Annotated in this window: 13 protein-coding genes; 1 reads left to right on the top strand and 12 read right to left on the bottom strand. The window is 58.8% G+C overall.

The features are described from left to right. The first annotated feature begins 48 nt into the window (after positions 1-48). On the top strand, positions 49-918 hold the full coding sequence (locus ACR0NT_RS00420; RefSeq protein WP_170442750.1) for an acyl-CoA thioesterase: 870 nt from the start codon (positions 49-51) through the stop codon (positions 916-918). Here ACR0NT_RS00420 and ACR0NT_RS00415 read toward each other — a convergent pair. The 12 genes from ACR0NT_RS00415 to ACR0NT_RS00360 all read right to left on the bottom strand — a co-directional run bounded on the left by ACR0NT_RS00415 (position 915) and on the right by ACR0NT_RS00360 (position 12,672). Further along, entirely contained in the window at positions 915-1,682 is a 768-nt protein-coding gene (locus ACR0NT_RS00415; RefSeq protein WP_170442752.1) for an SDR family oxidoreductase, read from the bottom strand. The genes ACR0NT_RS00420 and ACR0NT_RS00415 overlap by 4 nt on opposite strands. Before the next feature lie 112 nt (positions 1,683-1,794). Next, positions 1,795-3,024 carry an acyl-CoA dehydrogenase gene (locus ACR0NT_RS00410; RefSeq protein ID WP_170442754.1) on the bottom strand — a complete coding sequence of 410 codons (1,230 nt, stop codon included), beginning with the start codon at positions 3,022-3,024 and terminating at the stop codon, positions 1,795-1,797. A 110-nt stretch (positions 3,025-3,134) separates the two neighbouring features. Further along, positions 3,135-3,824 carry a phosphate regulon transcriptional regulator PhoB gene (gene phoB, locus ACR0NT_RS00405; protein WP_170442756.1) on the bottom strand — a complete coding sequence of 230 codons (690 nt, stop codon included), beginning with the start codon at positions 3,822-3,824 and terminating at the stop codon, positions 3,135-3,137. Between the two features lie 3 nt (positions 3,825-3,827). Continuing rightward, entirely contained in the window at positions 3,828-4,538 is a 711-nt protein-coding gene (phoU, locus tag ACR0NT_RS00400) for a phosphate signaling complex protein PhoU (RefSeq protein WP_170671477.1), read from the bottom strand. A 16-nt stretch (positions 4,539-4,554) separates the two neighbouring features. Continuing rightward, entirely contained in the window at positions 4,555-5,352 is a 798-nt protein-coding gene (gene pstB, locus ACR0NT_RS00395; protein ID WP_170671479.1) for a phosphate ABC transporter ATP-binding protein PstB, read from the bottom strand. Between the two features lie 11 nt (positions 5,353-5,363). After that, positions 5,364-6,725, bottom strand: a complete 1,362-nt coding sequence (gene pstA, locus ACR0NT_RS00390; protein WP_170442762.1) for a phosphate ABC transporter permease PstA — start codon at positions 6,723-6,725, stop codon at positions 5,364-5,366. Further along, complete coding sequence (gene pstC / locus ACR0NT_RS00385; protein ID WP_170442765.1) at positions 6,722-8,194, bottom strand: phosphate ABC transporter permease subunit PstC; 1,473 nt, start codon at positions 8,192-8,194, stop codon at positions 6,722-6,724. Before pstC ends, pstA begins: the two co-directional genes overlap by 4 nt. An 83-nt stretch (positions 8,195-8,277) precedes the next feature. After that, on the bottom strand, positions 8,278-9,333 hold the full coding sequence (locus ACR0NT_RS00380) for a substrate-binding domain-containing protein (protein ID WP_170671481.1): 1,056 nt from the start codon (positions 9,331-9,333) through the stop codon (positions 8,278-8,280). A 203-nt stretch (positions 9,334-9,536) separates the two neighbouring features. Beyond that, complete coding sequence (locus tag ACR0NT_RS00375; RefSeq protein ID WP_170671483.1) at positions 9,537-10,583, bottom strand: ATP-binding protein; 1,047 nt, start codon at positions 10,581-10,583, stop codon at positions 9,537-9,539. 18 nt (positions 10,584-10,601) lie between these two features. Then, positions 10,602-11,126, bottom strand: a complete 525-nt coding sequence (locus ACR0NT_RS00370; RefSeq protein ID WP_170671486.1) for a gamma carbonic anhydrase family protein — start codon at positions 11,124-11,126, stop codon at positions 10,602-10,604. Then, on the bottom strand, positions 11,123-11,764 hold the full coding sequence (gmk, locus tag ACR0NT_RS00365; protein ID WP_170671488.1) for a guanylate kinase: 642 nt from the start codon (positions 11,762-11,764) through the stop codon (positions 11,123-11,125). The genes ACR0NT_RS00370 and gmk overlap by 4 nt, the downstream gene beginning before the upstream one ends. A 17-nt stretch (positions 11,765-11,781) precedes the next feature. After that, positions 11,782-12,672 carry a YicC/YloC family endoribonuclease gene (locus ACR0NT_RS00360; protein WP_170671490.1) on the bottom strand — a complete coding sequence of 297 codons (891 nt, stop codon included), beginning with the start codon at positions 12,670-12,672 and terminating at the stop codon, positions 11,782-11,784. Positions 12,673-12,931: the final 259 nt, after the last annotated feature.

The following is a 12,931-nucleotide window of genomic DNA, read 5'->3' as shown; positions in this document are numbered from 1 at the left end:
TTCCGGCGCTGATACCCAAGCCCGAGACGACAAACCGGAGACCTTGGCATGACCGAAGCAGAACGTATCCTCTTGGACCTTTTGAACATTGAAAGGCTTGAGGTCGACCTGTTTCGCGGCACCGGTTCCGGCGGCGAAACTCCGACCCGTATATTTGGTGGTCAGGTTATTGCGCAGGCTCTGGCGGCCGCATACCGAACCGTAGATGATCGCCTGTGCCATTCTCTGCACGCCTATTTCATTCGCGCCGGAGACCCATCCATTCCCGTTATTTATCAAGTTGATAGAGCGCGAGATGGAGGTTCAATGACCACACGGCGCGTTGTCGCAGTTCAAAACGGCAAGCAAATCCTCAACATGTCGGCCTCTTTCCATGTTCAGGATGAAGGCTGGGACCATCAACATGCCATGCCGCACTCTGAGGCTCCGGAAAGCTATCCGGAACGGTCCGAGTTGCGTCAGCGATACGTCGATCTGGTGCCCGAGAAACTGCGCGGCGAGCTGTTGCGCGAGCGGCCAATCCAGGTGCGTGAAGTGAACCACCAGAATCCCTTTAGCCCCGAAAAATCTGACGATCACAATCAGATCTGGTTCCGCATGAACGCCGCTGCGGATGCCGATCCGGTAACTCAGCATCTTCTTTTGGCTTACGCGTCAGACATGTACCTGATGACATCAGGATTGCGGCCGCATGGGCTGAGTTTGTTCAGTAGTGAGGTCAATTTTGCCAGCCTGGATCATGCATTGTGGTTTCACGCGCCGGTTCGCTTTGAAAACTGGCATCTCTACGCGATGGAGTCACCGTGGAGCGGGCAGGGACGCAACTTCAACCGCGGCTCGATTTACGCGCAGGACGGCACCCTGGTCGCCTCGGTCGCACAGGAAGGCCTGATGCGTAAAGCGCGCAAAAAGCCTTAGCTGTCTTCGATAAACTGCTGATTTAACTTACGCATCCCGCCCAGCCAACGATCATAATCCCCAGCTTTGTGGCGGATGTAATCCAAAACCTGAGGATGTGGCAGCACCAGAAACTGCTCGGAACGGATGGCTTCGACACAGGCCTGCGCCACGTCTTCAGGTTCCAACATTCCATCAATCGACGCGACCGAAACCTCGTGTCCGCGTGTCATCTCGGACCGAACGGCCTGCGGGCACAGGACCGACACACGCAGACCTTTGTGTCCGTAGGTCAAAGACAGCCACTCGGCAAAGCCAACGGCCGCGTGTTTCGTCACGCCATACGGCGCAGCGCCTGGCTGGTTCAGCAATCCCGCAGCCGAAGCCGTGATCATGATATAGCCGCTGCCACGCTTGATCATCCCCGGCACCAAATGGCGTGCGGTCCAGACATGGGACATGACATTGATCTTCCAGATCCGGTTCCAATCTTCGTCAGGGACCTCCGGGCCGCCAAGCGTGAGAATACCGGCATTGGCACAGAACAGGTCAATCGGACCGATCGTATTTTCGACGGTCTCGATCAACGTCTGAGTGTCAGCTTCTTTCGAAACATCGCAAACCAGCGCGTGGCCGCCAATATCCTTGGCCACGCAATGTACACCATCCGCGTCGATATCCGCGCAGGCCACCTTGGCACCGTCGCGGGCGAACCGTTCAGCCAAGCCTTTGCCAATGCCCTGAGCGGCTCCGGTTACAACCACAGTCTTTCCGCTCAGTTCCATGTCACATTCCCGAATACTGGTTCGGGTTCGCACCGTAACTTATTTGATTTGCTGTGCAATCTGGTATTTGGCAGCAACAGCTTTTAACCATAATACCAATTACACGACAACCTCAGTAGAACGCCTGCAGCCCGGTCTGCGCCCGCCCCAGGATCAGCGCGTGAACATCATGCGTGCCTTCATAGGTGTTCACGGTTTCAAGGTTAACCATGTGTCGAATGACCTGGAACTCCAGAGAAATCCCATTGCCCCCGTGCATGTCCCGCGCCATCCGCGAAATATCCAGCGCCTTGCCGCAGTTGTTGCGTTTGATAATCGAGATCATTTCAGGCGCGGCTTCGGCCTCATCCATCAGACGACCGACGCGCAGGCTTGCTTGCAGCCCCAAGGCGATCTCGGTCTGCATGTCCGCCAGCTTGCGTTGATACAACTGCGTCTGCGCCAGCGGTCGATTGAACTGTTTCCGATCCAGACCGTATTGACGCGCGTTGTGCCAACAGGATTCGGCGGCCCCCATGACTCCCCAGCTGATGCCGTACCGCGCGCGGTTCAGACAGCCGAACGGTCCCTTGAGGCCCTGAACATGCGGCAGCAGAGCGCTTTCATCGACCTCGACACCATCCAGAACAATCTCGCCAGTAATCGAGGCGCGCAGGCTCAGTTTGTTCTGAATTTTCGGGGCGCTTAGACCTTTCAGCCCCTTGTCCAAAACGAAGCCCCGGATTTTGCCATCATGTGCATCGGACTTTGCCCAAACCACGAACACATCAGCAATCGGCGCGTTCGAGATCCACATCTTGCTGCCGGTCAGACGATACCCACCGTCGATCTTCTCGGCCTTTGTTTTCATACCGGCCGGGTCCGAACCTGCATCTGCCTCAGTCAGACCGAAACAGCCGATCCATTCGCCACTGGCCAGTTTCGGCAGGTATTTCCGTCGCTGCTCCTCGCTGCCATAGGCATAGATCGGATACATCACCAAAGAGCTTTGCACCGACATCATCGAGCGATAACCGGAATCCACACGCTCGACCTCGCGTGCGACAAGACCGTAAGAGACGTACCCTGCCCCAACGCCACCGTATTCCTCGGGGATCGTGGTGCCCAGCAGGCCCATCTCGCCCATCTCGCGGAAAATCTCGGGGTCGGTTTCTTCGTTCTGGAACGCTTCGGTCACGCGCGGCTGCAGCTTTTCCTGCGCGTAAGCCTGCGCGCTGGCCGCGATCATGCGTTCATCTTCGTTCAACTGGTCGGACAGACGAAACGGGTCATCCCATGCGAACTTGCCCATGTCGGGCGCGTCTTTGGCACGCAATGCGGGCTTGGTGTCGGGGGCGTTCATGGTGCTTCTCCGCTTTGTCAGCTTCGACGCAACCTAACCCGGCCCCGGACCAAAAGACAGTAAGAGTTTCGCATCCGACCATGAGCAAAACTCATACCCCTGCCCCGGTTTTACCCCAGCGCGTATCCGGCACCGCGAACCGTGCGCACCGGGTCATCGCCGCCATGTTGCGTCAGTGCCTTGCGCAGGCGACCGATATGGACGTCAACCGTGCGCGTATCGACATAGATATCACGGCCCCAGACCCGATCCAGCAATTGCTCGCGGCTCCAGACGCGGCCCGGTTTTTCCATGAAAGTGCTCAGCAGGCGGAATTCGGTCGGACCCAGTTTCAAAGGCTTGCTGTCACGGCTGACCTTGTGCGTTTCGGAATCCAGAACGATATCGTCAAACTCCAGCCGGATACCGACCGTGGCGGGACGCACGCGGCGCAGTTGCGTCCGCACCCGCGCCATCAGCTCGACAACCGAATACGGCTTGACCACATAGTCATCCGCGCCTGTTTCAAGGCCGCGCACCTTGTCGACCTCTTCGGTGCGGGCCGAGAGCATGATGATCGGAATCGATCGCGTATCCGGGCGGGATTTCAGGCGACGGCAGACCTCGATGCCGCTGAGGTTGGGCATCATCCAGTCCAGCACGATGATGTCCGGGTGTTCCTCGTCAACCAACAGCATGGCTTCGTCGCCGCTGGCGGCCCGGGACACGCGGAAACCTTCAGCTTCGAGGTTATAGGCCAGAACTTCACGCTGCGCCGGTTCATCCTCGACAACCAGAACGGTGGGCTGATCCGCAGACATTTGTCAGATCTCCTGAGGGGTATGCGAAGTTACATCAGCTTTCGGGCGCGCCTCGGCCGGGCGTTCCCCGGTCACGAGATAGACAACCTGCTCGGCAATTGCGGTCACGTGGTCGCCCATGCGCTCGATGTTTTTTGCGATGAAATGCAGGTGCATACAGGACGAGATGTTGCGCGGATCCTCGGCCATGAAGGTCAGGAACTCGCGGAACAAGCCGTTGTACATCTGGTCCACCTCTTCGTCGCGGTTGATGACATCGGTCGCCAATTCGGCATCGCGTTGAATATAAGCGTCCAGCGCGTCGCGCAGCATCCGTTCAACCTCGCGCGCCATTCGGCGCAAGGCGGCAGCGCTGCCGTTGATTTCGCCCGCATTGACCAAAACCGTGGTCCGCTTGGCGATGTTCTTCGAATAGTCACCAATGCGCTCAAGGTTGCCGGACACTTTGAGCACCGACAAAACCAAACGCAAATCACTGGCCGTCGGAGCCCGCAACGCAATCAGACGCGCGGTTTCTTCGTCGATCAACTCTTCCAAAGCGTCGATGGCCTTGTCGCCCTGACGGACCTGTTGCGCGAGTTCCTCGTCGCGGGTTTCCAAGGATCGAGCGGCGCCCATGATGGCGGCTTCGACAAGGCCGCCCATCTTCATGATATGGGCCTGAATTGCCTCAAGGTCCCGGTCGAAAGCGGATGCAATATGTTGTTCGGTCATACCTGTATACCTGTGCTCAGCCGATCCGGCCGGTGATGTAGCTTTCGGTGCGGGGATCTTCGGGGTTGGTGAAGATCTGACCCGTCTCGCCGAATTCGACGAGGTTGCCGAGGTGGAAGAACGCGGTTTTCTGGCTGACGCGTGCCGCCTGTTGCATCGAGTGGGTCACAATCACCACCGAATAGCGCGAGCGCAGTTCGTCGATCAGTTCCTCGACCTGCGCAGTAGCGATCGGGTCCAGGGCCGAGCACGGCTCGTCCATCAGCAGGACCTCGGGGGCAGTGGCGATGGCACGGGCAATGCACAAACGCTGCTGCTGACCACCGGACAAGCCGGTGCCAGGCGCGTCCAGACGATCCTTGACTTCATCCCAGATCGCGCCACGACGCAGGGATTTTTCAACGATTTCATCCAGTTCCGCCTTGTTCTTTGCCAGGCCGTGGATACGCGGGCCATAGGCCACGTTGTCATAGATCGACTTGGGGAACGGGTTTGGCTTCTGAAACACCATGCCCACCTTGGCGCGCAACTGCACCGGATCGACGCGCTTGTCATAGATATCTTCACCGTCCAGCAGGATATCGCCTTCAACCCGGCAGATATCGATCGTGTCGTTCATCCGGTTCAGGCAGCGCAGGAACGTGGACTTGCCGCAGCCCGACGGGCCGATGAACGCGGTGACGGTCTTGTCCTCGATCTGAACATCCACGTCTTTGATGGCATGGGTGTCACCGTAGTAGACCTGAACCTTGTTCGCGGCGATCTTGATGGCTTTGGAGTCCACGGTTCTCTCCACTCGTTTCATGTCGTTCATAATAAGCCCCTTTACCAGCGGCGTTCAAAGCGGCGGCGCAGGATGACCGCGATGGTGTTCATTGTCACGAGGAAGATCAACAGGATGATGATGCCCCCCCATGCGCGTTCATAAAAGGCCGGATCGGCGCGCTTGGACCATTCGTAGATCTGCGCCGGCATGGCCGAGTTCGGCGACAGGAAGCCCGCGACAATACCGTCCGGTGGGTTCGAGGCGATAAAGCCCACCATCCCGATCAGCAGCAGCGGTGCAGTTTCCCCCAGCGCCTGCGCCAGACCGATGATGGTGCCGGTCAGAATGCCGGGCGCGGCCAGCGGCAGAACATGGTGGAACACCGCCTGCATTTTCGAGGCCCCTACCCCAAGTGCAGCATCCCGGATCGACGGCGGCACTGATTTCAGCGATGCGCGGGTCGAGATGATGATCGTCGGCAGGGTCATCAGCGTCAGCACAAGGCCACCCACCAGCGGCGCCGAGGTCGGCAGGTGCATGTAGTTGATGAACACGGCCAGACCTAGGATACCGAACACGATGGACGGAACGGCGGCCAGATTCGAGATATTCACCTCGATGATATCGGTCAGCCGGTTCTGCGGCGCAAATTCCTCAAGATAGATCGAGGCCGCAACGCCGATAGGTAGCGCCAGCGCCAGCACGACAAACATCATGAACAGCGAACCCAGCATCGACACACCGATCCCTGCCGCCTCAGGCCGTTGGTCGGATGCGTCCGCGCCAAAGATGAAGTCCGGGTTGAAGGCCTTGTACAGCACGCCCGCGTCGCGCAGCTGATCCACGACATCCAGTTGCGCGACCGAGATGCTCTTGTCATTAGCGATCGAATCCCGGGTCACGCGGCCTTTCATATAACCATCAACCCGGCTGTTGGTCAGAAAACGGAAGCTAACCGTCTTGCCGATCTCATCGGGGTTGGCGATGACATAGTTCCGCAGATCAGCCTGCGCCGCCTTGGACAGGATTTTTCCCAGCTCTTTGGGCTTCAGGTCCGTCTGAATGCCCAGCTTTTGCACTTCGCTTTCCAGCGCCGATGCAATCAGAGGCGCATAGCCAAAGGTCGAGACCTTCTTGATATCCTCAATATTGCGATTGCCCTTCTTGTCCAGCTTGTCTTCTTTCAGTTCGACATTCAGCTCAACAAAACTCTGCTGGAACGCGCCTGTACCGGCGGTGACGATGTTGGTCACCAGAACGATCAGCATCAGAAGGCCGATACCGATGGCCGCGATGCCATACAGTTTGAACCGGCCTTCGGCAGCATTCCGACGTTTGGTGCGCGCGTCCTTTTCGAACAGCGACCCGCCTTTGCGCTTCGCAGCAGGAGCAGCGCCAGGGGTTTGGGAAATATCGGTCATTCGTACTGCTCCCGGTATTTGCGTACGATGTAGAGGGCAAAGATGTTCAGCCCCAACGTGATGATGAACAGCGTCAGACCCAGCGCAAAAGCCACCAGCGTTTCGGGGCTGGCAAAATCGGTGTCGCCGGTCAACTGGCTGACAATACGTGTGGTGATGGTGGTCATCGCCTCAAACGGGTTGCCCGAGAATTTGGCGATTGCACCTGCGGCCATCACAACGATCATGGTCTCACCGATGGCACGGCTCGCAGCCAGCAGGATCGCACCCACGATCCCCGGCAACGCGGCTGGCAGCACCACCTGACGCACGGTCTCGGATTTGGTTGCGCCCAGACCCAGTGAGCCATCGCGCATCGACTGCGGCACCGCGTTGATGATGTCGTCGGACAGCGACGAGACAAACGGGATCAGCATGACGCCCATGACCAAGCCGGCCGTCAGAACCGCGTTGGAACTGGCCATCCAGCCCAGACCCAGCGCACCTCCGTCACCGAACATCGACACCAGCGCCGGACCCACGGTCAGCAGAGCAAACAGGCCGTAAACGATGGTCGGGATACCGGCGAGGATCTCAAGCAGCGGCTTGGCAAGCGCGCGGGTCGCGCCCGAGGCATATTCCGAAAGGTAAATCGCGGCGAACAGGCCGATCGGCACGGCCACCAGCAGCGCAATCAGCGAGATATAGAGCGTGCCCCACAGCAGCGGCAGGATCGATAGCTCACTGCCTCCGCGAAAGTTCGGGGCCCAGGTGCTGCCGAAGAAGAAGTCTTTCCACGAATGCAGCTGGAAGAAGTTCATGGTTTCGAACAGCATCGACAGCACGATGCCGACGGTGGTCAGAATCGCAATCGATGCGGCCAGCAGCAGCAGCGCCAGAATACCCTGCTCGACCACGTTGCGCGCGCGGAATTCCTTGTGTGTCCGCACATAGGCAAAGGCAGCGCCTATGAGGGCCAGCGCCAGCACGACGACCTGCATCGCCACCGACCCGGTTCCGGTCATGCTGCGGTATTTCTGCGCAGCAACCAGAATGGGCTGGGTGATATCCTGCGTCAGAACCTGACCCGCGTCTTTCAGAGCTGACGTCAGCGCGTCAATATCCGCGTTCGCATCCTGCGCCTGGGTTCCGGTCAATGCGCCTGAAGCAACAGCGCCATCCAGGCCGTAGGCCACGCGGCGCACTTCGCTCATGATCAGGCCGCGATCCGATCCTTCGGGAATCGCCTGATCGGGGATGAGACCGGATACCGTGCTGTTCACGATCATCGGCTGTACCAGAAGCCAGACAATCAATACGCCCAAAGCTGGAACAAGCGCCGACATGGCGACGTTGTAGCCATAGTAGGACGGCAAAGAGTGCAATTCGCGGGCGTCACCTCCCGCACTTGCCAGGGCACGGGACCGACCCGTGAAGTATCCGATCACTGCAAGCGCAAGCAGGATAAGCAACAGCCAGGATAACGCCATGATAACTCCGTGGGGATGGCAGAGTTGGAGTCAAAACGAACCGGGGCGCGTATAAAACGCCCCGGTTCCATTCACAAATGTACTTAGGAGCCGCCGCCCAGAACGGTTTCGTTGGCAACAGTTTCCTGTACCTTGACCAGTTCCGGATCGGAAACCAGACCGTATTCGGCCAGCGGGCCGTCGGGACCTGCGATCTCGTCTGCGACGAAGAACTCAGCATATTCTTTCAGACCGGGGATCACACCGATATGGGCCTTCTTCACGTAGAAGAACAGCGGGCGCGATACAGGGTACTCGCCGGATGCGATCGACTCGGTCGAAGGAACGATGTCGGACATGGTCGCAACTTGCAGCTTGTCGGTGTTGTTCTCGTAGAACGCCAGACCAAAGACGCCGATGCCGTCCTTGTTGCTGTCGATACGGGCCAGAGTTTCGGTATAGTCGCCGTCGATGTCGACCGACACGCCGTCGGTGCGCAGAGCGATACAGGCTTTCTCGGCCGCCTTCTTCTTGGCCTTGTCGCTGTCGCCTTCTGCGGCGGCCAGATAGGCGTCAAAGTCGCCCAGATGCTCACAGCCAGCCAGGATCACTTTGTCTTCGAACACTTCACGGGTACCGTGCTTGGTGCCCGGAATGAAGGCCGCGATCGGCTGCGCCGGGAACGCTGGGTTCACGTCGGCCCAGGTTTTGTTCGGGTTGTCGACCAGCTGGCCGTCCACAACGATCTGGGCGGACAGGGCCTTGTACCAGTCTTCCGGCGTGAACTCGAACGAGTTGCCGTTGATGTCGGATGCGAAAACGATGCCGTCATAACCGATCTGAACTTCGATGATGTCGGTCACGCCGTTTTCAGCACAGGCTTTGATTTCTTTTTCACGGATGGCGCGCGATGCGTTTGCAACGTCGATGGTGTTTTCGCCAACACCTTCACAGAAACGCTTCAGGCCTGCCGAGGAACCACCCGATTCAACAACCGGTGTCGGGAAGTCAAAGTTTTCACCGAAGGCTTCTGCAACGATCGAAGCGTAAGGCAGGACGGTCGACGAACCGGCAACCTGTACCTGATCACGAGCGGCGGCCGCAGTGGCCGAGACAGCAGCAATAGCAAGAGCCGAAGCCGACAGTTTTACAAAGGACATCTCAGTCTCCTTGAGAATGTAGTTGGTGATCACCCCCATGATGATCTTGCCGGCACCTCTACGGCCCGCGCGTAAGCCTTTTGTGACAGGTATGTAACAGCTATATGACAGTCCGCAGAAATTCTTACCGACGCGACGCATTGCAGACATGCAGCGTTCACATAGCTTCACGAAACCGCTCTGATTGCTGTGAATTTAGCGGCTCACCGCGGCAGAATAACTGTGAACGTCGTGCCTTTGCCCAGATCGCTTTCCACCCGCAGCCGCCCGCGATGGCGGTTGATGATGTGCTTCACGATGGCAAGACCCAGCCCCGTCCCGCCCAATTGCCGCGATCTGTGACTGTCGGCGCGATAGAATCGCTCGGTCAGACGGGGCAAATGCACCGCATCGATACCCGGCCCCTTGTCGATCACCTGCACACGAACCGCCGGGCCCCGCATTGCGGAATCGCGTTCAGACGGAGCCACGCGAATCTCGACGCTGCCACCGCTGCCGCCGTATTTGATGCCGTTCTCGACTAGGTTGGTGAAGACCTGGCGAAGCTGGTCGTTGTCCCCGGTCAGCGAAACAGGTTCTTCCGGCGCCGTCAGGGTCAGTTGCACCTCGGCGTCCTCGGCCAAAGGCCGAAGAGAGTTCAGCGTCGATTGCAAGAGGCCCGTCAGCTCCAGCTGTTCTTTCGGCCGCACACGCTCTTCGCTTTCGACGCGGTTCAAAGACAGCAGATCCCCTACCAGCCGGTTCATCCGGTTGGCTTCATCGTTCATTATGTGAAGAAAGCGCTCACGCGCGACCGCATCGTCACGGGCCGGTCCGCGCAAGGTTTCGATGAACCCCATCACGGCTGTCAGAGGTGTGCGCAGCTCATGGCTGACATTGGCGACAAAATCGCGGCGCATCTGGCTGGCCTGCTCAACATGCGTGATGTCCTGAAAGATCGCCAGCACCGCCCCGCCAGACACCGCGCCGACCCCGTTCAGATAACGGCATTCGACCTCGAACGTAGTGTCCTGCGCACCATCGTTGGACAGGTGGCGCGTTTTGGCCGGGCCTTTGGTATGCAGGGCCTGTTCAATCGCATCAATCACCTGCGGTTGCCGCAGGATCGTTGCGAAATGCCGTCCGACGATATTCTGCGTCAACAGGGTTTTCGCATCCGTATTCGCGGCAATGATCCGCTCTGTCTGGTCGACCATCAGGGCGGGCATCGGAATGGCCGAAACAAATTCGGCAAGCAGGTCGTCTGACATTTTCTCGATCTTTCCAGACTAGACCACAGGCTTCATCTCATCGCGGAACCGGCGCATGTTCTGCTGATAATGCAACGCGCTGAGGGTGATTTTCTGCGCCGCTGCCTCATCCAGCTGCCGCACGACCTTGCCGGGCGACCCCATGACCAGCGAGTTGTCGGGGATTTCCTTGCCCTCGGTGATCAGGGCCCCTGCCCCGATCAGGCAGTTCTTACCGATCTTCGCGCCGTTCAGAACAATCGCCGCCATCCCGATCAGCGTGTTTTCCCCGATCGTGCAGCCATGCAGCATCACCTTATGCCCGATCGTGCAATTCTTGCCGATGGTCAGAGGGAAGCCGGCGTCGATGTGCATGATGCAGTCTTCCTGCACGTTGCTACCTTCGCCCACACGAATCTCTTCATGATCCGCGCGGATGGTGCAGCCGAACCAGACCGATGCGCCCTGCTCCAGCACCACTTTGCCGATCAGGTTGGCGTCGGGCGCAACCCATGTGTCCTCGTGGATTTGCGGAACGTGATCCCCCAAGGCGTAGATGGTCATGACAGCCCCTCGAATTCGTTTTGCAGGGTACGCACGTGGTTTTGCAGTTTGGGTTGCTGGATGCGGCGCATCCGCTCGGCGCTGACGATGGTTTTCAGTTTGTCCTCGGTCGAGTCCAGATCGTCATTGACCAGCACATAGTCGTAATAGCCCCAGTGGCTGATCTCATCCCAGCTTTTCAGCATCCGCTTGGCAATCACATCCTCGCTGTCCTGCCCGCGCGTTTCCAGACGGCGGCGCAGTTCGGGGATCGAGGGCGGCAGGATGAAGATCGACAGCGCATGCTTGCCCAGATCCGAATTGCGGATCTGCACCTCGCCCTGCCAGTCCACGTCAAACAGCACATCCCTGCCGGAATTGATGGAATCCCGCACCGGACCGGCGGGCGAGCCGTAAAAGTTCCCGAAAACGTGCGCATGTTCCAGCATCTGCCCATCGGCAACCTGCTGCTTGAACTCGTCTTCCGACAGGAAGTAATATTCGCGCCCATGCTCCTCACCCGGACGGGGCGCGCGGGTTGTGGCCGAGACCGAAAACTCCAGACCTTCGTCCCAAGCCATCAGCCGGCGGGCCAGAGTGGATTTTCCCGCGCCCGAGGGCGAAGACAGGATGATAAGTAGGCCGCGGCGATCTGCCATGTCAGTCGTTCCCATAATCATTCAACATTTTGCACTTGTTCGCGCATCTGGTCTATTACCGCCTTCAACTCAAGCCCGACCGAGGTCAGATCAGCGCTCTGCGCTTTCGAACACAGCGTGTTGGCCTCGCGGTTGAACTCCTGCATCAGGAAGTCCAGCTTGCGCCCGACGGCTGTGTCCTGAGACAACAAATCCCGCGCGGCGATGACATGGGCTTTCAGGCGGTCGATTTCCTCGGTGATATCGGATTTGACGGCGATCAACGCCAGTTCCTGTGCAACCCGGTCTGGGTCGGCGCCCTGCGCATTGTCCAGTACTCGCGCCAGGTTTTCCCGCAGCGCCTCGGCGGCCTTGTCCTTGCGTTGCTCGGCAAGGTCCGCAGCCTGTTCGGTTAGTTGAGCCACCTGTGCCAATTGCCCGTCCAGAACGTCGGCCAGTGCCTTGCCCTCGGTCTGGCGCATATCAACAAACGCAGCCAAAAGCGGGGCAAACTCCTTGGTCAGCTGTTCCACCAGCGGCGCGGGGTCATCGACGTCGCTGCCGGCCTCCAACATGCCCTTGATGCCGATCAGATCAGCCGCAGTGGACGGAGCCAGCTCAACACCGCTGGCGGCGGCCATTTCCTGTGTGCGCGCCAGCGCGGTGAGCGCGGCGGCCATGGCGGTTTCGTTCACGGCAAGATCGGGCGCCGTTTCATCACGGCTCAGCTTTAGCGAAAGGGTGACGCTGCCCCGGCTCAGAGCTTTCGAGGTTTGCGCCCGCAAGCCAGCTTCGAGCCCGGTCAGCCAGTCGGGCACGCGCAGGCGCATGTCCAGCCCCTTGCCGTTCACACTGCGCAACTCCCACGTCCAGCTATGGGGCCCATATGCCCCCTTGCCCGAGGCGAAAGCGGTCATGGATTTGATCATTTTAGCTGCCCCTGTCTGCTCGCTTGGTGCACCTAATGCCATCGGCAGGCGCAGGGCAAGAGTTTGCTCACTTTGAACCGATCTCCAGAAGTTAACCATTCGTTAAAGAATTCCTCCAAAATTGACTTAACCCGTGTCAATCTGACCTGAGCCAGCGCAGGTCGGGCGCAAATGGTCCCGGTATCTGGCATTTTAGGAAAATGACGGTCAATCGACGCTAGGGTGATGAAAATGAAAACCTTTTTCGGAAACGGTTCCG

It is taken from the genome of Ruegeria sp. AB10, from assembly GCF_056542745.1.
The sequence above is the reverse complement of the archived record's forward strand: the minus strand, read 5'-3'. Positions and strand labels throughout refer to the sequence as shown.